Source organism: Micromonospora haikouensis (assembly GCF_900091595.1).
GTDB lineage: Bacteria > Actinomycetota > Actinomycetes > Mycobacteriales > Micromonosporaceae > Micromonospora > Micromonospora haikouensis.
On sequence record NZ_FMCW01000012.1, the window covers coordinates 77829 to 102262 of the forward strand.

22 protein-coding genes are annotated in these 24434 nt (G+C 71.4%); all 22 read right to left on the reverse strand.

The features are described 5' to 3' along the window. Nucleotides 1–4: 4 nt before the first annotated feature. A complete protein-coding gene (locus tag GA0070558_RS14000) occupies nucleotides 5–787 on the reverse strand; it encodes an IclR family transcriptional regulator (RefSeq protein WP_074475423.1) in 783 nt (260 codons plus the stop codon). A 176-nt stretch (nucleotides 788–963) separates the two neighbouring features. Then, nucleotides 964–2046, reverse strand: coding sequence for a polyprenyl synthetase family protein (locus GA0070558_RS14005; protein ID WP_077935677.1), 1083 nt, complete (start codon nucleotides 2044–2046; stop codon nucleotides 964–966). A 90-nt stretch (nucleotides 2047–2136) separates the two neighbouring features. Then, complete coding sequence (nuoN, locus tag GA0070558_RS14010; RefSeq protein ID WP_077935676.1) at nucleotides 2137–3690, reverse strand: NADH-quinone oxidoreductase subunit NuoN; 1554 nt, start codon at nucleotides 3688–3690, stop codon at nucleotides 2137–2139. 64 nt (nucleotides 3691–3754) lie between these two features. Beyond that, on the reverse strand, nucleotides 3755–5290 hold the full coding sequence (locus GA0070558_RS14015; protein WP_091279484.1) for an NADH-quinone oxidoreductase subunit M: 1536 nt from the start codon (nucleotides 5288–5290) through the stop codon (nucleotides 3755–3757). A 64-nt stretch (nucleotides 5291–5354) separates the two neighbouring features. Next, nucleotides 5355–7298, reverse strand: a complete 1944-nt coding sequence (gene nuoL / locus GA0070558_RS14020; RefSeq protein ID WP_077935675.1) for an NADH-quinone oxidoreductase subunit L — start codon at nucleotides 7296–7298, stop codon at nucleotides 5355–5357. Nucleotides 7299–7324: 26 nt separating this feature from the next. Next, nucleotides 7325–7624: an NADH-quinone oxidoreductase subunit NuoK gene (gene nuoK / locus GA0070558_RS14025; protein WP_007074133.1), complete on the reverse strand. Its 300-nt coding sequence runs from the start codon at nucleotides 7622–7624 to the stop codon at nucleotides 7325–7327. Then, nucleotides 7621–8391: an NADH-quinone oxidoreductase subunit J gene (locus GA0070558_RS14030; RefSeq protein ID WP_077935674.1), complete on the reverse strand. Its 771-nt coding sequence runs from the start codon at nucleotides 8389–8391 to the stop codon at nucleotides 7621–7623. The genes nuoK and GA0070558_RS14030 overlap by 4 nt, the downstream gene beginning before the upstream one ends. After that, nucleotides 8388–9029, reverse strand: coding sequence for an NADH-quinone oxidoreductase subunit NuoI (nuoI, locus tag GA0070558_RS14035; RefSeq protein ID WP_074475428.1), 642 nt, complete (start codon nucleotides 9027–9029; stop codon nucleotides 8388–8390). The genes GA0070558_RS14030 and nuoI overlap by 4 nt, the downstream gene beginning before the upstream one ends. A 1-nt stretch (nucleotide 9030) precedes the next feature. Further along, nucleotides 9031–10383, reverse strand: coding sequence for an NADH-quinone oxidoreductase subunit NuoH (nuoH, locus tag GA0070558_RS14040; protein ID WP_077935673.1), 1353 nt, complete (start codon nucleotides 10381–10383; stop codon nucleotides 9031–9033). After that, nucleotides 10380–12896 carry an NADH-quinone oxidoreductase subunit G gene (locus GA0070558_RS14045; protein ID WP_091279486.1) on the reverse strand — a complete coding sequence of 839 codons (2517 nt, stop codon included), beginning with the start codon at nucleotides 12894–12896 and terminating at the stop codon, nucleotides 10380–10382. Before GA0070558_RS14045 ends, nuoH begins: the two co-directional genes overlap by 4 nt. Then, a complete protein-coding gene (nuoF, locus tag GA0070558_RS14050) occupies nucleotides 12896–14212 on the reverse strand; it encodes an NADH-quinone oxidoreductase subunit NuoF (protein WP_043961427.1) in 1317 nt (438 codons plus the stop codon). The genes GA0070558_RS14045 and nuoF overlap by 1 nt, the downstream gene beginning before the upstream one ends. Then, complete coding sequence (gene nuoE / locus GA0070558_RS14055; protein ID WP_091279490.1) at nucleotides 14209–15207, reverse strand: NADH-quinone oxidoreductase subunit NuoE; 999 nt, start codon at nucleotides 15205–15207, stop codon at nucleotides 14209–14211. Before nuoE ends, nuoF begins: the two co-directional genes overlap by 4 nt. After that, nucleotides 15204–16529 carry an NADH-quinone oxidoreductase subunit D gene (locus GA0070558_RS14060; RefSeq protein ID WP_091279494.1) on the reverse strand — a complete coding sequence of 442 codons (1326 nt, stop codon included), beginning with the start codon at nucleotides 16527–16529 and terminating at the stop codon, nucleotides 15204–15206. Before GA0070558_RS14060 ends, nuoE begins: the two co-directional genes overlap by 4 nt. Then, nucleotides 16526–17263: an NADH-quinone oxidoreductase subunit C gene (locus tag GA0070558_RS14065; protein ID WP_091279497.1), complete on the reverse strand. Its 738-nt coding sequence runs from the start codon at nucleotides 17261–17263 to the stop codon at nucleotides 16526–16528. Before GA0070558_RS14065 ends, GA0070558_RS14060 begins: the two co-directional genes overlap by 4 nt. Continuing rightward, on the reverse strand, nucleotides 17260–17937 hold the full coding sequence (locus GA0070558_RS14070; RefSeq protein ID WP_007074124.1) for a NuoB/complex I 20 kDa subunit family protein: 678 nt from the start codon (nucleotides 17935–17937) through the stop codon (nucleotides 17260–17262). Before GA0070558_RS14070 ends, GA0070558_RS14065 begins: the two co-directional genes overlap by 4 nt. Before the next feature lie 14 nt (nucleotides 17938–17951). After that, complete coding sequence (locus GA0070558_RS14075) at nucleotides 17952–18317, reverse strand: NADH-quinone oxidoreductase subunit A (RefSeq protein ID WP_043961418.1); 366 nt, start codon at nucleotides 18315–18317, stop codon at nucleotides 17952–17954. 135 nt (nucleotides 18318–18452) lie between these two features. Then, nucleotides 18453–19727 carry a geranylgeranyl reductase family protein gene (locus GA0070558_RS14080; RefSeq protein WP_091279500.1) on the reverse strand — a complete coding sequence of 425 codons (1275 nt, stop codon included), beginning with the start codon at nucleotides 19725–19727 and terminating at the stop codon, nucleotides 18453–18455. 133 nt (nucleotides 19728–19860) lie between these two features. Beyond that, nucleotides 19861–20112 (reverse strand): hypothetical protein, encoded by a 252-nt coding sequence (locus GA0070558_RS14085; protein ID WP_091279503.1) that lies wholly within the window; start codon nucleotides 20110–20112, stop codon nucleotides 19861–19863. 65 nt (nucleotides 20113–20177) lie between these two features. Continuing rightward, nucleotides 20178–20891 carry a demethylmenaquinone methyltransferase gene (locus GA0070558_RS14090; protein WP_077935666.1) on the reverse strand — a complete coding sequence of 238 codons (714 nt, stop codon included), beginning with the start codon at nucleotides 20889–20891 and terminating at the stop codon, nucleotides 20178–20180. A 104-nt stretch (nucleotides 20892–20995) separates the two neighbouring features. After that, nucleotides 20996–22234: a cell wall anchor protein gene (locus tag GA0070558_RS14095; RefSeq protein WP_091279507.1), complete on the reverse strand. Its 1239-nt coding sequence runs from the start codon at nucleotides 22232–22234 to the stop codon at nucleotides 20996–20998. A gap of 14 nt (nucleotides 22235–22248) precedes the next feature. Continuing rightward, on the reverse strand, nucleotides 22249–23628 hold the full coding sequence (tnpB, locus tag GA0070558_RS14100) for an IS607 family element RNA-guided endonuclease TnpB (RefSeq protein ID WP_091279510.1): 1380 nt from the start codon (nucleotides 23626–23628) through the stop codon (nucleotides 22249–22251). After that, complete coding sequence (locus GA0070558_RS14105) at nucleotides 23625–24206, reverse strand: IS607 family transposase (protein ID WP_091279513.1); 582 nt, start codon at nucleotides 24204–24206, stop codon at nucleotides 23625–23627. The genes tnpB and GA0070558_RS14105 overlap by 4 nt, the downstream gene beginning before the upstream one ends. Nucleotides 24207–24434: the final 228 nt, after the last annotated feature.

The following is a 24434-nucleotide window of genomic DNA, read 5'->3' on the forward strand; positions in this document are numbered from 1 at the left end:
CGGCTCAGTTTTCGGCGGCGACGGCGTCGGCGATGGCGCGGGCGGCGGTGAGCAGCTTGGCCCGCACCACCCGGGCGGAGGTCATCATCTCGCTGGCCGGCAGCGAGCAGGCCAGCACCATCCGGCGTTCCATGTCCTTGTCGGGGACGACGAGCACGGCGGCGCACGCGACGCCCTGGCGGAACTGCCCCAGCTCCAGCTGCATGCCCCGGCGGTCGCCGGCCGCCACGTCCGCCTCGAACGCCTCGGGGGTGGTGAGGGTGGCGTTGGTGAACGGGCGCATGCCGTATTCCCGCAGGTAGCGGAAGCGCTGCTCGGCGGTGAGGGTGGCCAGCAGCGCCTTGCCGAGCGCGGTCGCGTGCGCGCCCTCGTCGAACCCGGGGACCAGGTCCTCCAGGTGCGGGGAGCGGTGCCCCTCGGCCACGGCGGTCACGGCGACCTGGCCGCCGACGAAGCGCCCCAGGTAGTGGCTGTAGCCGGTGTCCAGGGCGGCGCGGCGCAGGCACTCGCCGACCGCCGCAGGCCCGCGGAACGCGGTCACCAGCTCGCGGTAGCGGTCGGCGATCTCCAGCCCCACGATGTACGTGCCGTCCTCCCGGCGGATCACGTAGCCCTCGTAGGCCAGCGTACGGACCAGGTGGTAGGTGGTGGCCACGGTCAGCTCGCAGCGCCGCGCGATCTGCTTGACGGTCAGCCCCTTCGGGGCGCGACCGACCGATTCGAGCACGCGTAGCGCGCGGGAGACACTCCGGATGAGGTCCGAAGGTTCCGCCAAGGGGTCGCGCACAACCACCTCCGCCGCCGGGGACTTACACCATATGAAATCCAGGCGTCCGGCGAAATGCCTGTTCGGGTCGACGCTGCCAGATCATCCTAAACGGTCAGTGCGTCGAGCGACACGGTGAGTTGTCCGAGTCGGACTCGCGAAGGGTTCGCGGAACCCGCACCGGGACCCGGAAAGGGTCAGCCGGTGCGGTCGGCGATGTAGTCGCAGAGGGACTCCAGCGCACGGCGCGACGACGTCTCCGGCAGCAGCGCGAGCTGCTCCCGGGCCTCCTCGGCGTAGCTGCGGACGGTCTCCCGGGCGCGCTTGAGCGCCGGGGACTCGCGGAGTAGGCCGAGGGCCTCGGCGTGCAGGGCGTCGTCGACGAGCGGGCCCGTGGCCAGGATCTCCCGCAGCCGCACCGAGGCGGCGTCGGAGTCGTCGGAGGCGAGCGCGTAGAGCACCGGCAGGGTCGGCACGCCCTCGCGCAGGTCCGTGCCGGGGGTCTTGCCCGACTGCACCGACTCGCTGGCGATGTCGAGCAGGTCGTCGGAGAGCTGGAAGGCGACGCCGATCGTCTCGCCGTACCCCGCCAGGGCCTCGGTGTGTGCGGCGGACGCCCCGGAGAACAGGCCGCCGAAGCGGGCCGAGGTGGCGATCAGCGAGCCGGTCTTCTCGGCGATCACGCCGAGGTAGTGGGCCACCGGGTCCTGCCCGTCCCGGGGGCCGACCGTCTCGGCGATCTGGCCATGCACCAGGCGGGCGAACGTGCGCGCCTGCAGCCGCACCGCCTCCGGGCCCAGATCGGCCGAGAGGTCCGCGGCGCGGGCGAAGAGGTAGTCGCCGACCAGGATCGCCACCGAGTTCGTCCAGCGGGAGTTGGCGCTCGGGGCGCCCCGCCGCACGGCGGCCTCGTCCATGACGTCGTCGTGGTAGAGCGTCGCCAGGTGGGTGAGCTCCATCACCACGGCGGCGGAGACGACCCGGGGGTCGGCCGGATCGCCGAACTGGGCGCCAAGCGAGACCAGCAGCGGGCGGAACCGCTTCCCGCCGGCGTCCACGAGGTGCCGGGCGGCCTCGGTCACCAGCGGGTCGGCGCTCGTCACGGTGGCCCGCAGCTCCGCCTCGACGGACTCCAGCAGGCCCAACACGGACGCCTCGACGCGGGCATCGGCCAGGTGCAGGCCGAGCGCGCCGAACTGACCCATGCTCTCCCGACCCCGCCGAGCGGAGCCGGTGGCACCTGAACGCTCGCCAGCCGGATTCACCACGCTATCCACCATGCCACACCCGTTCGACCTGCTCCGGGGCGGGGATGCGGCGACGGGGCCGGCACGCTGTCGCGTACCGGCCCCGTCGCGGGGAAACGTCGGTCATCGCACAAATTCGGCGGCGCCGTTGGCGAGGTCGAGCAGCGGGCCCGGCACGACGCCCAGCACCAGCGTGGCCAGCACGCCGATCATGAGCGCCGCCGAGGTCAGGCCGCCCGGCACCGTCACCGTCGGGGTGGACTCCCCCGGCTCGGACAGCCACATCATGACCACGACCCGCAGGTACGGGAACGCGAGCACCATGCTGGTCAGCACGCCGGCCACCACCAGCCACGCCTGGTCGGCGTCGAGGGCCGGGGCGAAGACGGCGAACTTGCTCATGAACCCGCTGGTGAGCGGGATGCCGGCGAAGGCCAGCAGGATGAAGGTGAAGACCGCCGCGAAGAACGGCGAGCGCTTCCCCAGCCCCGCCCAGCGGGACAGGTGGGTGGCCTCCCCGTCGGCGTCGCGGACCAGGGTCACCACCGCGAATGCGGCCAGCACCGAGAAGCCGTACGCGGCGAGGTAGAACATCGTGCCGGCGAGCCCGTCCCGGCTCGGCGCGAGCACGCCGACCAGGAGGTAGCCCGCGTTGGCGATCGACGAGTAGGCCAGCAGCCGCTTGATGTCGGTCTGGGTGACCGCCAGCACCGCGCCGACCAGCATGGTGAGCACCGCCACCGCGCCGAGGACCGGGGTGAAGTCCCACGCCGCGCCGGCGAACGCCACGTGGAAGACCCGCAGCAGGGCGCCGAACGCGGCGACCTTCGTGCAGGCCGCCATGAAGCCGGTGACCGGCGTCGGGGCGCCCTGGTAGACGTCGGGGGTCCACACGTGGAACGGGGCGGCGGCGGCCTTGAACAGCAGGCCGATGGAGAGCAGCGCCATGCCGGCGAAGAGCAGCACCTGGCTGGCCGGGGACTCGCCGACCGCCGCGTGGATGGTGGCGAAGTCGACGCCGGCCGGGCGGCCCGGGATGCCGGAGGTGAAGCCGTACACCAGGGCCACGCCGAACAGGAAGAACGCCGAGGCGTACGCGCCGAGCAGGAAGTACTTCATCGCCGCCTCCTGGCTCAGCAGCCGCCGGCGACGGGCCAGCGCGCAGAGCAGGTAGAGCGGCAGGGAGAAGACCTCCAGGGCGATGAACATGGTCAGCAGGTCGTTCGCCGCCACGAAGATCAGCATGCCGCCGATGGCGAAGCTGGCCAGCGGGTAGACCTCGGTCGCCCCGTTGCTGCCCTCGGCCTGCCGCCGGTCCTCCACCGACTCGGCGGTGACGGCGGCCTGGGCGACGAACGCCCCGCCCCGCTCCACCGAACGCTCGCCGATGAGCAGCAGCGACATCGCGGCGAGGACCAGGATCGCGCCCTGCAGGAACAGGGTCGGCCCGTCCACGGCGAGCGCCCCGCCGGCGGTGATCAGCCGGTCGTCGGCGTTGAAGATCACCATCACCAGCGCGGCGAGCACCGCGAGCAGCCCCAGCGAGAGCTGCACGAGGTGGCGGTGCCGGCGGGGCACGAAGGCCTCGACCAGCACGCCCAGCAGGGCGGCGCCCAGCATGATCAGGATCGGAGCGAGCGCCGCGTAGTCGATCGACGGCAACTTGAGCTCGGTCACTTCGGGTGCCGCCTTTCGTTCGCGACTGCGGGGCTCACTCGCTCCGCTCGTTCACTCCTCGCGCTCACCGGTGTGCCTCCTGCACGACACCGCCGACCTCAGGGGCCGGATCGGTCCTGCCGACGTCCTCCATGGTGGCCCGGACGGCGGGGTTGATGACATCGGTGACCGGCTTGGGATAGAAGCCGAGCAGCACGATCAGCGCGATCAGCGGTGCGACCACGACCTTCTCGCGCAGGTTGAGGTCGCGGCGCATCGGCTCGACCTCGGTCAGGGCCGGGTTGAGGGTGCCCTGGGTCGTCCGCTGCACCATCCACAGCACGTACGCGGCGGCCAGGATGATGCCGAGCGTGGCGATCACCGCGACCGGCTTGTTCACCGTGAAGGTGCCGATCAGCACCAGGAACTCGGAGACGAACGGCGCGGTGCCGGGCAGGGCCAGCGAGGCGAGGCCGGCGAAGAAGAGCACCCCGGCCAGCAGCGGCACCAGCTTGCCCGCGCCGCCGAAGTCACTGATCAGGGCCGAGCCGCGCCGGGCCACCAGCATGCCCACCACCAGGAAGAGCAGGCCGGTGGCGAGGCCGTGGTTGAGCATGTAGAGCACCGCGCCCGTGCCGGCCTGCGTGGTGAAGGCGAAGATGCCGACCCCGATGAACCCGAAGTGCGCGATCGAGGTGTACGACACCAGCCGCTTCAGGTCGTTCTGGCCGACCGCCAGCAGCGCGGCGTAGATGATGCCGATCACCCCGAGCGCGAGCGCGTACGGGGCGAACCACTTCGACGCCTCCGGGAACAGCGGCAGGCAGTAGCGCAGGATCCCGAACGTGCCGACCTTGTCCAGCACGCCGACGAGCAGCGCGGCGGCCCCGGCGGGGGCGGCCCCACCGGCGTCCGGCAGCCAGGTGTGGAACGGGAAGAACGGCGCCTTGATCGCGAAGGCGAGGAAGAAGCCGAGGAACAGCCAGCGCTCGGTCCCGGTGGAGATGTCGATCTGGGTGAGCGCCTGCCAGTCGAAGGTCTTCCCGCCGACGACCCACAGGCCGATCACGGCGGCCAGCATGAACAGGCCGCCGACCAGCGAGTAGAGGAAGAACTTCACGGCCGCGTACTGCCGCTGGTGGCCGCCGTAGCTGCCGATCAGGAAGTACATCGGCACCAGCATGACCTCGAAGAACACGTAGAACAGGAAGACGTCGGCGGCGGCGAAGACGCCGATCATCGTGGATTCGAGGACGAGCAGCAGGGCGAAGTAGACCGGGATCGAGCGCTTCGACGACTCGGCGTCGTGCCAGGACGCGAGGATCACCAGCGGCACCAGCACCGCGATCAGCATCAGCATCACCAGGGCGATGCCGTCGGCGGCGAAGGTGAACCGGGCGTCCCACTGCGGGATCCAGGTGTACGACTCACGGAACTGGAGCCGCTCACCGCCGGTCTTGAACGCCAGCCACATGACCACGGACAGCGCGAGCACCAGCAGCGACCACCCGAAGGCCACCTGCTTGGCCAGCTCCGGCCGGCGGCGCGGCAGGACGGCCACGACCAGCGCGCCGACCAGCGGCGCCACGGTCAGCACCGAGAGGAACGGGAAGTTGGACATTATGCGGCCTTACCTCCGTCGTCACTGCGTGGTCCGCCGGCGGGGGCGGCCGTAGAGAGGTCGATCACGCCAGCCACCCCGCCTGCACGGCCAGGAACGCCGCCACCACCAGCAGCGCGCCGGTCAGGATGGACGTCGCGTACGACCGGACGAAGCCGGTCTGCAGCCGCCGGAGTCGGCCGGAGCCCCCGCCCACGGCGGCGGCGAGGCCGTTGACCAGCCCGTCGATGCCCCGGTTGTCGAGGAAGACCAGCGCCCGGGTGAGGAAGATCCCCGGCTTCTCGAAGACCGCCTCGTTGAAGGCGTCGGTGTAGAGGTTGCGCCGGGCGGCGGTGACCAGCACACCCGCCGGCTGCGGCTCGGTGGCCGTGCCGTTGCGGAACAGCGACCAGGCGAGCCCGGCCCCGGCGATCGTGACGACCAGCGACAGGATCGTGATCACCGTGTGCGACAGCACGGCGTGGTGCTCCTCGCCGGCCTCGCCGAGCACCGGCGTCAGCCAGGAGGCCAGGCCGTCGTTCCACACCATCAGGCCACCGGCGACCACCGAGCCGATCGCCAGCAGGATCAGCGGGATCGTCATCAGCTTCGGAGACTCGTGCGGGTGCTCGATGTCCTCGGTCCACCGCTTCGGGCCGTGGAAGGTGAGGACGAACAGCCGGGTCATGTAGAACGCGGTGAGCCCCGCGCCGAGCAGCGCCGCGCCGCCGAACAGCCACGCCGTCCAGTCGTCGCGCGTGAAGGCGGCGACGATGATCGGCTCCTTGGAGAAGTAGCCGGACAGCGGCGGCAGGCCGATGATGGCCAGCCAGCCCATCATGAACGTGATCCAGGTGACCTTCATGTACTTCGACAGCCCGCCGAAGCGGCGGATGTCCACCTGGTCGTTCATGCCGTGCATGACCGAGCCGGCGCCGAGGAACATGTTGGCCTTGAAGAAGCCGTGCGCCAGCAGGTGGATGATCGCCAGGGCGTACGCCCCGCCGCCGAGGCCGACGCCGAGGAACATGTAGCCGATCTGGCTGACCGTCGACCAGGCCAGCACCCGCTTGATGTCGTCCTTGGCCGCGCCGATGATGCAGCCGAGCAGCAGGGTCAGCGCGCCGACGCTGACCACCACGAGCTGGAGCGTCGAGTTGGCCGAGAAGACCGGGTTGGACCGGGCGATCAGGTAGACGCCGGCGGTGACCATGGTGGCGGCGTGGATGAGCGCCGACACCGGGGTCGGGCCCTCCATCGCGTCCGGCAGCCACGCCTGCAGCGGGAACTGGCCGGACTTGCCGGCCGCGCCGAGCAGCAGCAGCAGGCCGAGCACCAGCACCGTGGTGCCGGTCAGCGAGCCGACCCCGTTGAACACCTCGTCGTACTGGGTGGTGCCGAGGGTGGCGAACATGATGAAGATGCCGATGGCCAGGCCGGCGTCGCCGACCCGGTTCATCAGGAACGCCTTCTTGCCGGCGGTGGCCGCGCTCGGCCGGCCGTACCAGAAGGAGATCAGCAGGTACGACGCCAGGCCGACGCCCTCCCAGCCGAAGTAGAGCATCACGTAGTTGTTGCCGAGCACCAGCAGGAGCATCGCGGCGACGAAGAGGTTGAAGTAGGCGAAGAACCGCCGCCGGCCCTCGTCGTGCGCCATGTACTCGACCGCGTACAGGTGGATCAGGAAACCCACCCCGGTGATCAGCAGGACGAAGACCGCGGCCAGCGGGTCGAACAGCAGGCCGAAGTCCACGTGCAGGTCACCGACGGCGATGAAGTCCCACAGGCTCAGCTCCGCCGACTTGTTCTCCAGGCCACGGAGCTGGAAGAAGTAGGTCAGGCCGAGCACGAAGGAGGCCCCGATCGCGGCCACCCCGAGCCAGTGCCCCCACCGGTCGGCCCGCCGGCCCAGCAGCAGCAGGACCGCCGCGCTGGCCAGCGGAATCGCCACCAGCAGCCAGAAGCTGCCCAGCAGGCCGCTCGCCGCAGCGTAGGCGACGTCACCTGCCGGCTCAGCCGGGGCGTTCATCAGAATCGTTCCCACCGCAGGGCCCCTTAGTACTTCAGCAGGTTGGCGTCGTCGACGCTGGCCGAGCGCCGGGTCCGGAAGATGGACATGATGATCGCGAGGCCGACCACGACCTCGGCCGCGGCCACCACCATCACGAAGAACGACATGATCTGGCCGTTCAGGTCACCGTTGATCCGGCTGAAGGTGACCAGGGTCAGGTTGGCCGCGTTCAGCATCAGCTCGACGCACATGAACAGCACGATCGCGTTCCGGCGGACGAGCACCCCCACCGCACCGATGGTGAACAGCACCGCGGCGAGCACCAGGTAGTAGTCCGGGGTCATCGGTCCGTCCCCTTCAGCGTGGTCTCCTCGGCGGTCAGCTCCCGGGCCGGCAGGATCTCCGGGATGCTGCGCTCCGTCAGCCGGCCGTCGGGCAGGCGGGCCGGCGTGGCCACCGAGGACGAGGTGGCGAAGACACCCGGGCCGGGCTTCGGGCCGGGGTAGTTGCCCGGGGCGAAGCGGGCCTTCATGGTGGCGATCTGGTCCATCTTGTCCTCCCGCCGCCGCTCGATGTGCGCCAGCACCATCGCGCCGACCGCCGCGGTGATCAGCAGCGCCGACGTCAGCTCGAAGGCGAAGACGTACTTGGTGAACAGCAGCCGGGCGATGCCCTGCACGTTGCCCTCGGCGTTGGCCTGCTCCAGGCCGACCGCCGAGACGCCACCGAGGCCCCGGTAGAGGCCGCCGCCGACCAGGCCGGCGAAGCCGAGCCCGAGCACCACGGCGGCGACCCGCTGGCCGCGCAGGGTCTCGATCAGTGAGTCCGAGGCGTCCCGGCCGACCAGCATCAGCACGAACAGGAAGAGCATCATGATCGCGCCGGTGTAGACGATGATCTGCACCATGCCGATGAACGGCCCGGCCTGCAGGACGTAGAAGACGCCCAGGCAGAGCATCGTCAGCACCAGCCAGAGCGCCGAGTGCACGGCGTTGCGGGCCGCGATCATGCCGATCGCGCCGAGCAGCGCCAGCGGGGCGAGGATCCAGAAGGTGACCTCCTCGCCGCCGGAGACCCCGCCCGCCGCGGCGAGCACCGTCTGCGTGGTCATGCCTCGTCCCCCTTGCCCGCCGCCGCCCGCTGGGCCTGCTGCTCGGCGCCGGGGAAGGTCACCCCGGGGTGCTCCTCGACCTGGTAGCGACCCGGGCTGTTCGCCGCGTGCTCGGCACCGGCCGACGTGCCCGGGTTGCTCAGCGCGCCGACGTAGTAGTCCTTCTCGCTGTCGCCGAGCCGCATCGGGTGCGGCGGCTGCTCCATGCCCGGCAGCAGCGGCGCGAGCAGCTGCTCCTTCGTGAAGATCAGGTCCTGCCGGTTGTCCCGGGCCAGCTCGTACTCGTTGCTCATGGTGAGCGACCGGGTCGGGCAGGCCTCGATGCAGAGCCCGCAGAAGATGCAGCGGGCGTAGTTGATCTGGTAGATCGACGCGTGCCGCTCACCCGGGGACAGCCGGTTCTCTTCGGTGTTGTCCCCGCCCTCGACGTAGATCGCGTCGGCCGGGCAGGCCCAGGCGCACAGCTCGCAGCCGATGCACTTCTCCAGGCCGTCCGGGTGCCGGTTGAGGATGTGCCGCCCGTGGTAGCGCGGCGCCGAGACCGGCGGCTTGAACGGGTAGTCGGTCGTGACGACCTTCCTGAACATGTGCGAGAAGGTGACCCCGAAGCCCTTGAACGTTCCGGTGATCGCGCCCACGTCACACCTCCCTGGAGTCCGAGCCGGCGGCGATGTTGGCCGGCTCCCGCTCGGCGACCACGCGCTTGGTGCGCGGGCTCGGTGGCACTTGCAGGTCCATCGGTGGCAGCGGGAAGCTGCCGTGCGGGCGGCTGTTGACCTGCTCCTGCAGCGTCGGCCGCGGCTCCTTCTTGCGGCTCGGCCACAGCAGCGTCACCAGCAGCAGCACACCCGCGCCGAGGCCCGTGGCGAGCAGCCGGTCCCGGGTCTGCCAGCCCTCGATCGAGCGCAGGCCGGCCAGGACCAGGATCCAGACCAGGTTGATCGGCAGCAGCACCTTCCAGCCGAACCGCATGAACTGGTCGTAGCGGAGCCGGGGCAGGGTGCCCCGCAGCCAGACGAAGACGAAGACCAGCGCCAGCACCTTGCCGAAGAACCAGAGCATCGGCCACCAGCCGGTGTTGGCGTCCGCCCACAGCGTGATCGGCCAGGGGGCCCGCCAGCCGCCGAGGAACAGCGTCGTGGTGACCGCGGACATGGTCACCATCGCCACGTACTCGCTGAGCATGAAGAGCGCGAACTTCAGCGAGCTGTATTCCGTCATGAAGCCGGCGACCAGCTCCGACTCGGCCTCGGGGAGGTCGAACGGCGCCCGGTTGGTCTCACCGACGGTGGCGATGAAGAAGATGATGAAGCTCGGCAGCAGCAGGATCGCGTACCAGCCGGGGGCCGGCACCTCGACGCCGGCGATGGTGAACCGGGTGGCGTCGCCCTGGGCGGCGACGATCCCGCTGGTCGACATCGTCCCCGCGGTCATGAACACCGCCACGATGCTCAGCCCCATCGCGACCTCGTACGAGATCATCTGGGCGCTGGAGCGCAGGCCGCCGAGCAGCGGGTACGTCGACCCGGACGCCCAGCCGCCGAGCACGATGCCGTAGACGGCCAGCGACGAGCAGGCCAGCAGCACCAGCACCGCCACCGGCACGTCGGTGACCTGCAGCGGCGTCCGGTGGCCGAAGATGCTCACCATCGGGCCGAACGGGATCACCGACAGCGCGGTGACCGCGCAGACCACCGAGATGACCGGGGCGAAGAAGTAGACGACCTTGTCCGCCGCCTTCGGGAGGATGTCCTCCTTGAAGGCCATCTTCAGGCCGTCGGCGAGGGTCTGCAGCAGGCCGAACGGGCCGACCTGGTTGGGGCCGGGCCGCACCTGCATGTAGCCGACGACCCGCCGCTCGAACCAGACGCCAAGCAGCGTGGCCAGCAGGCCGAAGACGAAGGCGAACAGGACCTTGATCAGGACCAGCCACCACGGGTCCTTGCCGAAGTCGGCCAGCGTCGGGTCCTGCGCGAGGTAGACCGCGTTCACTGGGAAACACCCCCGGAGTTGAGGAGGGGACCCGGGCGGCCGGCCGCGTCGGCGGCGACCTCGCCGGCCGGGGCCGGTCCGGTCGCCGTGGCGGCGGAGATCCGCACCACCGTGCCGGACGTCGCGCCGAGGCCGCGCCGGACGGTGGAGCCGGGTGAGTTGGTCGGCAGCCAGACGACGCCGTCGGGCATCTCGGTGATCGCCGCCGGCAGGGTGATGGCCCCCCGGTCGGTGCCCACCGTCACCGGGTCGCCGTCGGCGACGCCGAGGGCCTCCGCGGTGCCCTTGCCCAGCCGGGCCACCGGCGGGCGGGCGGTGCCGCCGAGATGCTCGTCGCCGTCGGTCAGGCTGCCCAGGTCGACGAGCTGGTGCCAGGTGGCCAGCACGGCCTCCCCGGCGTCGGGCTGCGGCGCCGTGGCCGGCTGCACCGACGGCGTGGACGGCCGGTCGGCCCGGGTCGGCGGCAGGCTGCCCAGCTCGCGGCGGACGCTGAGCACGTCGCCGGTGCCGAGCTGCACGTCGAGCAGCGCGGCGAGGGCGTCGAGCACCCGGCCGTCGGTCATCGCTGCGGTGTGCAGGACCGCCTCGAAGGGCCGCAGGCGACCCTCCCAGTCCAGGAAACTGCCGGCCTTCTCGACCACCGGGGCGACCGGGAGGACCACGTCGGCCCGGCGGGCCACCGCGCTCATCCGCAGCTCCAGGCTGACCAGGAACGGCACCGCGTCCAGGGCCTGCTCGGCCAGCCGGGGGTCGGCCAGGTCGGCCGGGTCGACGCCGGCGACCACCAGCGCGCCGAGCTGACCGCCCGCCGCCGCCGCGAGGATGGCGTCGGTGTCCCGGCCGGCCTGGCTCGGGATCACGCCGGCCGGGATGTCCCACGCCTCGCCCAGCTCGGCCCGCGCGGCCGGCTCGGTGACCGGACGGCCGCCGGGGAGCAGGTTCGGCAGGCAGCCCGCGTCGACCGCGCCCCGGTCGCCCGCGCGCCGCGGCACCCAGGCCAGCTTCGCGCCCGTACGCCGGGCCACGTCCGCCGCCGCCGACAGGCCGCCGGGCACCTCGCCCAGCCGCTCGCCGACGATCAGGATCGCGCCGGGGGTGCTCAGCGCCTCGGCCACCGTGGCATGCTCGGCGAGCACGCTCGCCTCCTCGCCCGGCACCACCCGGGCCAGCTTGGCCCCGAGCTTCTCCAGGCCGCGGGTGGCGAACGGCGCGATCGCGTACACCGTCAGCTTCTTCTTCAGGTACGCCTTGCGCAGCCGCAGGAAGAGGATCGGGCACTCCTCCTCCGGCTCCAGGCCGACGAGCACCACGGCCGGGGCGTTCTCCACGTCCGCGTAGGTGACGTCGGTGCGCCCGGCGACGGAGCTGGCCAGGAAGTCGGACTCCTCGCGGGAGACCGGCCGGGCCCGGAAGTCGATGTCGTTGGTGCGCAGGGCGACCCGGGCGAACTTCGCGTACGCGTAGGCGTCCTCGACGGTGAGCCGGCCGCCGGTCAGCACCGCCGTGCCCCGGGCGGAGTCCCGGGCCGCGGCCAGCCCTTCGGCGGCGACGGTCAGCGCCTCGCTCCACGACGCCTCGCGCAGCTCACCGGTCTCGGCGTCGCGCACGAGCGGGTTGGTGATCCGGTCGAACGCGCGGGTGTACTGGAAGCCCCAGCGGCCCTTGTCGCAGTTCCACTCCTCGTTGACCTGCGGGTCGTCGCCGGCCAGCCGGCGCAGCACCTTGCCGCGCCGCCAGTCGGTGCGCTGGGCGCAGCCGGCCGAGCAGTGCTCGCAGACGCTGGGGCTGGAGACCAGGTCGAACGGGCGGGCCCGGAACCGGTACTGCGCGCCGGTCAGCGCGCCCACCGGGCAGATCTGCACGGTGTTGCCGGAGAAGTAGGAGTTGAACGGGACGTCGCCGCTGTCCTCGCCGGCCTCCGCGCCGTACTCCTCGTCCCGGTAGATGTTGATCTCCTCGGCGGACGACCGGCCCATCAGGTCGATGAACTTGTCGCCCGCGATCTCCTCGGAGAACCGGGTGCAGCGCTGGCAGAGCACGCAGCGCTCGCGGTCGAGCAGCACCTGGGTGCTGATCGGCAGCGGCTTGGGGTACTCCCGCTTGTGCTCGTGGAACCGGGAGTCCGTGCGGCCGGTGGACATCGCCTGGTTCTGCAGCGGGCACTCGCCGCCCTTGTCACACATCGGGCAGTCGAGGGGGTGGTTCATGAGCAGCAGCTCCATGACCCCCTCCTGCGCCTTCTTGGCGACCGGCGAGGTGAGCTGGGTGCGCACCACCATGCCCTCGGCGACGGTCTGGGTGCAGGAGGCCACCGGCTTGCGCTGGCCCTCCACCTCGACCAGGCACTGCCGGCACGCGCCGGCCGGGGCCAGCAGCGGGTGGTCGCAGAAGCGCGGGATCTCGGTGCCCAGCTGCTCGGCGACCCGGATCAGCAGCGCACCCTTGGGTGCGGTGACCTCGACGCCGTCGATCGTGAGGGTGACGGTCTCGGTCTGCTTCGCTACGTCGGTCATTAGTGCGCTCCCACCAGCTGCTTGTCCGACAGCTTCGGCGCGGTACGTCCCTCGATGTAGTCGAGGTAGTCCTGCTTGAAGTACTTCAGCGACGAGGTCACCGAGCTGGTCGCACCGTCACCCAGGCCGCAGAACGAGCGGCCGAGGATGTTGTCGCAGGTGTCGAGCAGGGTGTCCAGGTCCTCGTGGGTGCCCTGGCCGGCGAGGATCCGCCGGTAGACCCGGACCATCCAGTAGTTGCCCTCGCGGCACGGGGTGCACTTGCCGCACGACTCGTGGTGGTAGAACTCCAGCCACCGGTAGGTCGCGTAGACCGGGCAGTCCTGGTCGGAGAAGAGCTGGGTGGCCGTGGTGCCCAGGATCGAGCCGGCCGCCGCCACCCCCTCGAAGTCCAGCGGCACGTCCAGGTGCTCGGCGGTGAGCAGCGGGGTGGACGAGCCGCCCGGGGTCCAGAACCGCAGGTTGTGGCCCGGCTGCATCCCGCCGGCCAGCTCCAGCAGCTCGCGCAGCGTGACGCCCATCGTGCACTCGTACTGGCCGGGGTTGGCGACCCGGCCGGAGAGCGAGTAGATCATCGGCCCGGACGACTTCTCCGTGCCCATGGTCTTCCACCAGTCGGCCCCGCCGAGCACGATGTACGGCACGCTGGCGATGGTGCCGACGTTGTTGACCACGGTGGGGCTGGCGTACAGGCCGTGGGTCGCCGGGAACGGCGGGCGCAGCCGGGGCTGGCCCCGGAAGCCCTCCAGCGAGTCCAGCAGCGCGGTCTCCTCGCCGCAGATGTACGCCCCCGCGCCCGAGTGCACCACCAGGTCCAGGTCGAACCCGGAGCCGAGGATGTTGCGCCCGAGGTAGCCCTTGGCGTACGCCTCCTGGACGGCGCTGCGCAGCCGGCGCGCGGCGTGCACCGCCTCGCCCCGGATGTAGATGTACGCCCGGCTGGCCCGGATCGCGTACGACCCGATGATCACGCCCTCGACCAGCGAGTGCGGGTCGTGGGTCATCAGCGGCAGGTCCTTGCAGGTGCCCGGCTCGCCCTCGTCGGCGTTGACCACCAGGTAGTGCGGCTTGCCGTCGCCCTGCGGGATGAAGCCCCACTTCAGGCCGGTCGGGAAGCCCGCGCCGCCGCGACCGCGCAGCCCGGAGTCCTTGATGAGCTGGATCAGGTCGTCCGGGTGCGCCTTGAGCGCCTTGCGCAGGGCGGCGTAGCCGTCGAGCTTCTCGTAGGTGCCGATCCGCCAGGCGTCCGGCGACAGCCAACGCTTGGTGAGCACGGGGGTGAGCTTGGCCAGGGTCTCCGGCCGGGGAGTCGTCACTGCTGGGCCTCCGCTTCCTTGAGGGAGCGCTCCTGGGCTTCGGCGTCGTCGCCGGCGGGCTTGCGGTCGCCGGCCGGCGGGTTCGCGGCGGCGCCCGCGGCCTGGGCCTGCTGGGCGTCGCGCGGCACCGGGGGCGCCCCGTCGACCGGCACCGCCACCCCGGGCGCGGCCGGCGCGGGCTCGGGCTCGGCTGCCGGAGCCGGCTTCGCGGCCTTAGCCTTGGCCTCGGCGGCGGCCTTCTCGGCCTCGGCCTTCGCCTTCTCGGCGTCCGCCTTGGCCTTCGCCTCGGCGGCGGCCCGGTCGGCCTCGGCCTTGCTCCGGATCGGGGTGTTCGGGTCGTAGCCCGGCACCGCGATGCCGTGCTGCTCGGCCAGCCGCAGGCCCCGCAGGGTGGGCTCGCCCGGGCCGCCGTCGGCGACCGCGCCCTCGCGCTCGTCGGCGAAGCCGGCGAGCTGCACCGACATCTCCTTCAACGTGCAGAGCCGCGCGCCCCGGGTCGGCATCGGCCGGCCGCCGGCCCGCAGCTCCTCGACCACCCCGACCGCGGTCTGCGGGTCGACGCCGTCGAAGAAGTCGTAGTTGACCGTCATGACGGGGCCGTAGTCGCAGGCCGCGAGGCACTCGGCGTGCTCCAGGGTGACCTTGCCGTCGGCGGTGGTCTCGTCGTGCCCGACGCCCAGGTGCTCGGCGAGGGTGTCGTAGACCTCCTGCCCGCCCAGCACGTTGCACATCGTGTTGGTGCAGACGCTGACCAGGTAGTCACCGGTCGGCCGGCGCTTGTACATCGTGTAGAAGGTGGCGACCGCGCCGACCTGGGCCTTGTTCAGGCCGAGCACCTCGGCGCAGAACGCGACGCCGGCCGGGGAGACGTACCCCTCCTCCGACTGCACCAGGTGCAGCAGCGGCAGCAGCGCCGACCGGGACCGGTCGGCCGGATAGCGGGCGATGATCTCGCGCGCCCGCTCCCGCGTCTGCTCAGTGAAAGTCGTCGTCATCGGTCACAACCACCCATCACGGGGTCCAGCGAGGCGCCGCCGGCGATCACGTCGGCGATCAGGCCGCCCTCGGCCATCGCCGGGAGGGCCTGGAGGTTGACGAAGCTCGGCTCCCGGTAGTGCACCCGGTAGGGCCGGGTGCCGCCGTCGGAGACCGCGTGCACGCCCAGCTCGCCCCGGGGGGACTCGATGCCGACGTACACCTGGCCCGGCGGGACCCGGAAGCCCTCGGTGACGAGCTTGAAGTGGTGGATCAGGGACTCCATCGACTGGCCCATGATCTTGGCGACGTGCTCCAGCGAGTTGCCCATGCCGTCCACGCCGATGGCGAGCTGCGCCGGCCAGGCGATCTTGCGGTCGGCCACCATCACCGGGCCCGGCTTGAGCCGGTCCAGCGCCTGCTCGACGAGCTTCAGCGACTCCCGGATCTCGGCCAGCCGCACCAGGTAGCGGCCCCAGACGTCGCCGTCCGGGTGGGTGGGCACGTCGAACTCGTAGGACTCGTAGCCGCAGTACGGCATCGTCTTGCGCAGGTCCCAGGCGAGGCCGGCGGAGCGCAGCACGGGGCCGGTGACGCCCAGCGCCAGGCAGGCGGTCACGTCGAGCACCGCCACGTGCTTGGTGCGCTCGGTCCAGATCGGCTGGCCGGAGAGGAGGTCCTCGTACTCCTTGAGCTTCTTCGGCATCATCTTCAGGAAGTCGCGGATCTTGCGGATCGCGTCGTCCGGGACGTCCTGCGCCACGCCGCCCGGCCGGACGTACGCGTGGTTCATCCGCAGGCCGGTGATGGTCTCGAAGATGTCGAGGATGTACTCCCGCTCGCGAAAGCCGTACAGCATGATCGAGATCGCGCCCAGCTCCATGCCGGTGGTGGCCAGCCAGACCAGGTGCGACGAGATCCGGTTGAGCTCCATCATCAGGACCCGGATCGTGGTGGCCCGCTCGGTCACGTCGTCGGTGATGCCGAGCAGCTTCTCCACCGCGAGGCTGTACGCCGTCTCGTTGAAGATCGGGGAGAGGTAGTCCATCCGGGTCACGAACGTCGAACCCTGCACCCAGTTGCGGTATTCGAGGTTCTTCTCGATGCCCGTATGCAGGTAGCCGACGACCGACCGGGCCTCGCGGACGGTCTCGCCCTCCAGCTCCAGGATCAGCCGGAGCACGCCGTGGGTCGACGGGTGCTGCGGACCCATGTTGACGACGATCCGCTCGTCGTTGATCGGGTCCGTGCCGGAGACCACCTGGTCCCAGTCCCCACCGGTGACGGTGAAGACCTTGCCCTCGGTCGTCTCGCGCTCGGTGGCGTAGTTCGACGTCGTCACTGGTACGACCTCCGTCGGTCCGGCGGCGGGATCTCCGCGCCCTTGTACTCGACGGGCACGCCGCCGAGCGGGTAGTCCTTGCGCTGCGGGTGCCCCTCCCAGTCGTCCGGCATGAGGATCCGGGTCAGGTTGGGGTGGCCGTCGAAGACGATGCCGAACATGTCGTACGCCTCCCGCTCCTGCCAGTCGGCGGTCGGGTAGACGGCGGTGACGCTCGGCAGGTGCGGGGCCTCGACGGAGACCGCGGCCTCCAGCCGCAGCCGGCGGCGGTAGGTCATCGAGGTGAGCTGGTAGACCACGTGCAGCCGGCGCTCGTCCGCGCCCAGGTAGTCCACCCCGGACACCGAGGAGCACAGCTCGAAGCGGAGCGCGAGGTCGTCGCGCAGCACCTGGCAGACCTCGGCGATGCGCTCCGGGCGTACGTGCAGGGTCAGCTCGCCCCGGTCGACCACGACCTTCTCGATCGCGTCGCCGAAGTGCGGGTACGCCTCCTCCAGCGCGTCGCGGACCTCGTCGAAGTAGCCCCCGTACGGCCGGGGGGTCTCCTCGATCGGCCGCTGCTGGCGGACCAGGCCGCCGAAGCCGGAGACGTCGCCGGTGCCCTGGTTGCCGAACATGCCGCGCCCGGCCGGGCTGGACGGCGGGTGCTCGGCCGGCGCGCCGCTGCTGGCCCCGGCCGGCGTCACCGGCACGGGCACGCCGCCGGTGCTGTTCCTGTCGTTCGGTGCGGTCACTTCGGGCCCCCGTGCGGGTGGAGGTGGTTCTGCGCGTTCATCCAGTTCTCGATCCGCAGCTGCTCCTCGCGCCCCTCGCGGACCGCCCGGGTCCACTCGGCGCGCCGGGCCTTGTCGTTGCGGTACGACGAGGGCATCGAGCCGTACGGCACGACGGGGACGTCGCCGCGCTCCTGGCGGGCCTGGAGCATCTTGCGGCCGTTCGGGCCCAGCGGCTCATACATGATCTTCTCGCGGAGCTTGAGGATCGCGTCGATGAGCATCTCCGGCCGGGGCGGGCAGCCCGGGAGGTACATGTCGACCGGGACGATGTGGTCGACGCCCTGCACGATGGCGTAGTTGTTGAACATGCCGCCGCTGCTGGCGCAGACGCCCATCGAGAGCACCCAGCGGGGCTCGGCCATCTGGTCGTAGATCTGGCGCAGGACCGGGGCCATCTTCTGGCTCACCCGGCCGGCGACGATCATCAGGTCCGCCTGGCGGGGCGAGGCGCGGAACACCTCCATGCCCCAGCGGCCCATGTCGTAGTGCGGGCCACCGGCGGCCATCATCTCGATGGCGCAGCAGGCCAGGCCGAAGGTGGCGCCCCAGACGGACGACTTCCGCGACCAGTTGACCAGCTTCTCCACGGAGGTGAGCAGGACGCCGGCGGGAAGCTTCTCCTCGATACCCATCTGACGTACCTCCCTCAGTCCCAGTCCAGGCCGCCGCGCCGCCACACATAGGCGTACGCGACGAAGACCGCGACGATGAACAGGACCATCTCCACGAAGCCGAAGATCGGCAGGGCGTCGAACGAGACCGCCCAGGGGTAGAGGAAGATGATCTCGATGTCGAAGACGATGAAGAGCATCGCCGTCAGGTAGAACTTGATCGGGAACCGGCCGCCCCCGACGGGCTGCGGGCTGGGCTCGATGCCGCACTCGTACGCCTCGAGCTTGGCCTTGTTGTACCGGCGCGGGCCGGCGAAGCGGGCGGCGGCCACGGAGAACAGCGAGAACGCCGCGGCGAGGGCGAACAGCCCGATAATGGGTGCGTAAGGCGAGAGCGTCATCGTGGTCTCCTGCTCGTCCTTCCCTGCCCTCAGCGGTGGTGGGCCAAAATCACACTATTCACGTCCCTCACGACGGCTGTCGGCGGGGGTCGATCTCTGCCTGGCCGGTGTCCTCGTCGACCTCGGCCCGATGGCTCACACGGCGGGTGCCGCCTTCGTCATCGCGTTGATGACCCGGTCCATCGCGTCCCCGCCGCGCGGGTCGGTCAGGTTGGCCAGCAGCTTGAGCACGAAGCGCATGAGGGCGGGGTGCGGCATGCCGTGCTTCGTGGCGACCCGCATGATCTCCGGGCGGCCGATCAGCTTCACGAAGATGCCGCCGAGCCGGTAGTAGCCGCCGAAGCGGGCCTTCAGCTCCTGCGGGTAGGCCATGAGCGCCCGCTCCCGCTCGGCGCCGGCCGGCCGGGCGAGGGCCTGCACCGCGACCTCGGCGGCCAGTTCGCCGGACTCCATCGCGTACGCGATGCCCTCGCCGTTGAACGGGTTGACCATGCCGCCGGAGTCGCCGACCAGCAGGACGCCCCGGGTGTAGTGCGGCACCCGGTTGAAGCCCATCGGCAGCGCCGCGCCGAGGATCGGCCCCTCGGCGTTCGTCTCGTCGGTCAGCCCCCACTCCTCGGGGGTGTTGGCCAGCCAGTCGGTGAGCAGCCGCCGGTAGTTGGTCTTGCCGAAGGCGGTGGAGGAGTTGAGGATGCCCAGGCCGGCGTTGACCCGCCCGTCGCCGAGGCCGAAGATCCAGCCGTAGCCGGGCAGCAGCTCGCCGTTGCCCTTGCCGCGCAACTCCAGCCACGACTCCAGGTAGTCGTCGTCGTGCTTGGCGGGCGAGCGGTAGTAGCGCCGGACGGCCACGCCGATCGGCCGGTCCTCGCGCTTGGCCAGCCCGAGGGCGAGCGGGAAGCGGCCGGAGACGCCGTCGGCGGCGACCACCAGCGGCGCGCGGAAGGTGGCGGGCTCCTTCTCCGGGCCGACCTCGGCCACCACGCCGATCACCCGGTCGTCGGCGTCGAGCACCGGGCCGGTCACGTTCACGCTGGTGCGCAGCTTCGCCCCGGCCGAGACGGCGCGCTGGGCGAGCAGGTCGTCGAAGTCGAGCCGGGTGCGGACCAGGCCGTAGTTGGGGAAGCTGGCCAGGTCGGGCCAGTCCAGCTCCAGTCGGACGCCGCCGCCGATCACGCGCAGGCCCCGGTTGTGCAGCCAGCCCGCCTCGGTCGAGGTGTCCACGCCCATCCGGATGAGCTGCCGGACCGCGCGCGGGGTCAGCCCGTCGCCGCAGACCTTCTCCCGGGGGAACTCGGTCTTCTCCAGCAGCAGCACCCGCACGCCGTGCCGCGCCAGGTGATATGCCGTCGCCGAGCCGCCGGGACCGGCGCCCACGACGATCACGTCGGCGTCGTTCTCCACCGCGGTCATCTGCGCCTCCTCCCCATGCTCGTGAAATGCTTCACAAGCCAGTCGGGTGGAGTCTATGACCGGCGTAACACGCGCGCCCGGTTAGGTGGCCCTAACTTGCCGAGGTGAGGGCCACCAAGGTCCACTTCGGTCGTCAGCGCGGGGCGGGGACCGTGCCGTCCAGCCGGGTGTCGGCCGCGTCGTCCAGTCCGGCGTCGGCCCGGATCGACTCGGGCAGGTGGTCGCGCAGCGCGCCGCCGGCCACCCGGTCGAGCGCGGCCAGCACCTCGGCCACCACGCGGCGCACGTCGGCGGGATCGGCACCGGCCAGGTCCCGGAGCTGGGCGACCAACTCCGCCGCGTCGTCGTCCGGCGGCTCGTCGCCCGCCTGATCCGCTCCGGTCATGCCGCGAGCCTAAGCGGCAAAGTGGACTATTTCCCCGCAATTAGGAAAGGTGTGGGCGACTCGGGTCAGGCGCGGCGGGTCGCGCGGTGCAGCGCCACGACGCCGCCCGTGAGGTTGCGCCACGCCACCCGCTCCCAGCCGGTCGCGCCGATCCGCCCGGCCAGGGCCGGCTGGTCCGGCCACGCCCGGATCGACTCGGCCAGGTAGACGTACGCCTCCGGGTTGCTCGACACCGTGCGGGCCACCGCCGGCAGCGACCGCATCAGGTACGACAGGTAGACCGTCCGGAACGCGGGGTTGACCGGGGTGCTGAACTCGCAGACCACCAGCCGGCCGCCGGGGCGGGTGACCCGGGCCAGCTCCCGCAGGGCTGCGTCGGTGTCCGACACGTTGCGCAGCGCGAAGGAGATGGTCACCGCGTCGAAGCTGGCGTCGGCGAAGGGCAGCCGCAGCGCGTCCCCGGCCAGCAGCGGCACCGCCGGGCGGGACCGCTTGCCGGCGTGCAGCATGCCGAGGGAGAGGTCGGCGCCGACCGCGTACGCGCCGGACTGGGACAGCTCCTCCGTGGAGACGCCGGTGCCCGCGCCCACGTCCAGCACCCGGTCGCCGGGGCCGAGCCCCAGGGCCGCCCGGGTGGCCCGCCGCCACGAGCGGTCCTGCCCGAAGGAGAGGACCGTGTTGGTCAGGTCGTAGCGGGCCGCCACCCCGTCGAACATCGCGGCGACCTCGTGCGGCTGCTTGTCCAGGCTGGCGCGCTGGCCCTGCGGGGTACGGCTCACCCCTCCACTCTGCCAGCCGCCGCCCGGACGCGGTACGGGCGGGGTGGTCGCCCACCCCGCCCGTACCGTCGTGCATCGCCGCCGACCGGCTGTCGTGCTCCGGGTCAGTCGGTCGACTTCTCGTCGCCCGGCGTGACCAGCACCACCCGGCGACGGCGGGCCAGCACCAGCAGCACGCCGCCGGCCAGCAGCACGGCCGCGCCGACGCCACCGATCAGGCCGGCCTGCACGCCGGTCACCGGCAGCCCGCCGCCGCCACCGCCGGTGGTCGGCGAGGGGGTGACGCTCGGCTGCCCGGACGGCGACGCGGTCGGCGTGGCGCTCGGCTCACCGCTCGGGGTGGGGGTGGGGCTGGGCTGGGCCGACAGGTCCACGAACACGTCGAACACGGCCTGGTTGTCGACGTCGTCCGTCTCGGCGAAGGCGCGACGCTGCGCCGAGGAGGCGACCTGCGGCTCCTCCTCGGGCTCGCCCTCCGCCCCGTCCAGCCCGTACGCGAACAGCTCGCCGGGGCGCAGGACCGGCTCGGCCGCGTCGTCGGCGACCTTCACCTGCACGTCGTCGGTGTAGTACTCGCCCGGCTTCACCACCGCGCCGGAGTCCTCGCAGAGCGCCTGGGCCAGCCCGCCGATCTCCTGCTCGACGCAGTTCTCGGGCAGCTTCGCGAAGCTGACCTTCGCCGGCAGGGTGAGCATGTAGAAGATGCCCGTCGCCCTGCGGCTGCCGTCGTTGTAGACCGCCCAGTCCAGCGGGGCCGTGCCGCCGCGCGGGATCGGCTTGAGGTCCGGCTCGCTGTTCTGCGCGCCGTCGACCACGACGTTGGCGTACCCGTCCTGCACCCAGGAGGTGAGGTCGTAGCCCGGGCGGGTCACGGTGATGTCGACGGTCTCGGAGTTGTCGTCGGTGTTCGGGTCGGCGGTCGCCGAGGTGACCGTCACCTTCAGCGCGCCGCCCTTGCCCCGGAGGCCCGCGCTGAACAGCGGGATGCCGAAGTCCTCCGTGGTGCCGCCGGCCAGGTCGCCGAGCAGGCAGGTGAACGCGGTGCCGGCGACGTCGCAGCCCTGCGGGACGACGAAGCCGACCCGCTGGGTCAGCCCCTTCGTCTCCACGGTGACCCGGACGTCGCGGGCCACGGCCGAGCTGCGGGTGTTGTCGACGGTGAACTTGAACGGCTTGGCCTTGGCCGCCTGCACGCCCCGGGCCAGGTTCTGGCTGAGCGGGACGAGCGCCAGGTCGGCCTGGTCGGCCGCCTGCGCCGGGGCGGCGGCGGTGGCGAGGCCACCGGCGGCCAGCAGCGCCGCGGCGCCGACACGGGCCAGCGCCGAACGGTGGAACGAGGTCATTGATCCGTTACCTTTCAGTGCGCTCTGGCGAGCACACGATTCGTAGTTCTGCCTTGCGGCAGGACGGTCCCGGTCTTGCCGGCGGATGCCGTGCCGGGTTCACGCTTCACGGCCACCTGCCCGCGTACGCGGGTCTTCTGGTCGGCTCCACGTGCTGCCACCGGGCCACTCCCGGCGGTATCGAACTCAGCCGCCAGGGCGGCGAGGTTCAGCGCGGCGTTGCGGTCGCGGTCCATGATCAGACCGCATGCCTCGCAGTGGTACTCGCGCTCGGAAAGGGCCAGCTTGGCTTTCACCGTGCCGCATCCCGAGCAGGTCTTCGATGAGGGATACCAGCGGTCGGCGATGAGCAGCCGGCCGCCGTTCCACTCGGTCTTGTAGGTCAACTGACGGCGGATCTCGGCGAAGCCGGCGTCGGCGATGTGCCGGGCCAGCCGCCGATTCCGTAGCATCCCCGACACGTTGAGGTCTTCCACCACGATCGTGCCGTGCTCGCGGGCCAGCCGGGTAGTCAGCTTGTGCAGGCCGTCGCGGCGCAGGTTCGCCACCCGGGCGTGCGCGCTGCCGACACGGGCAGCGGCACGTTCCCAACGTTTCGACGGCCGACGGCCGGTCCGCCGGTCCGGGCCGGTCTTACGCGACAGCGCCCGTCCCAGCGTCCGCAGCCGTGCCCGCGCGGCGGCAAGGTGTCGCGGGTTGTCGACCAACTCGCCGGTGGACAGCACCGCGAGGTGCTTGATCCCGATGTCCACACCCACCACCGACTCCGGCCGGGCCGGGTTACGCTCCACGCGCTCCACCTCACAGGTGAACGCGACGTGCCACCGGCCGCCGTCTCGCCGCACGGTGGCGGACATGATCCGGGCGGTGCCGTTGTCGAGGCGGCGGGCGAGCTTGCGGGCGCACTCGTGCAGCTTCAGCCGGCCCAGCCGGGGCAGCACGACATGCATACGGTCAGGCTCCACCCGGATCGCGCCGGTGGTGAACCGCACGCTCGGCATGCTGCGACGCCGGGACTTGAACCGGGGAAAACCGACCGGCCGCCCGGCACGTTTACCCGACCGGGAATCGGCCCAGTTCTTCAGCGCGCGGGCGAGCGCGTCGAGACCGGTGTTGAACGCCTCCTTCGAGCATTCCCGCCACCACGGCGCGACGTCGCCCTTCGCCGCGTTCCACGCCCGCCGCAGCCCCGGCAGCGACCATGACACCGCCGGGGTCAACAGCTCATCCGGCGTGCCGTAGGTGCGTTCGGCGACCCGCTGATCCATGACCGCCTTGACCCGGACCAGCGCCCAATTGTGCGCGACCCGCGCCGCCCCGGCGTGCGCGAGCACCGCACGTTCCTGCGCCGGACTCAGGTCGAGGGCGAACCGGTACGCCTGGATCGTCCTCACTCCGGGCCGCCCTCGGTCGCCGCCTCAACCGCACGGCGGACGCGATCCGCGGCGGCGCTACGACCGTGCAGGCGGGCGCACAATGACGTCAGGATCTCGGTGACGTCCCGGACGAGATCGTCATCGACCCCGGCCGGATCGACCACCAGAAGCCGCCGCCCCTGCGCAGCAAGCGACGCTTCGACGTACTCGGCCCCGAAACGGGCGAACCGGTCGCGGTGCTCGACCACAATGGTCGTCACAGCCGGGTCGCGCAACAGAGCGAGCAACTCCTTACGACGCCCGTCGAGCGCAGAGCCGACCTCGGTCACCACCCGGCCGACAGCGAGTTTCTGTCCGGTGGCCCACACAGCGACCCGGGCGACCTGCCGATTCAGATCCGATTCATGGTCGGCCGACGACACACAGGCGTACACCACCGTCAGCCCGCTGTTCGCAACTGCACCGGTCAACGGCTCACCGACCATGATGAGCCGACCGAGACGGTACGTGGGAACGGGCAACGTCCCGGACACATAGCGCCGCCGCGCGGTCGCGTACGAGATCCCGGTTGCTGATGCCCACTCCTTCAAGTTCACCCCGTCACTCTAGCAATCTAGTGAGCGCTATTGACGCCCACAGCATCACCAGCCGCCGCCCCCGGAGTCTGGTGAGGAGGGAGGTTGCGGAATCGCGCGGACGTTATCCGAGGTAGATCGTGTCGCGCCAGCAGTGGCGCGGGCTGTTTATCCGTCCGGCCGTCGCCCGTACCGACAGTGAGGGCGGGATGGTCGCCCATCCCGCCCTCACCGCGGTGCGTTATATGA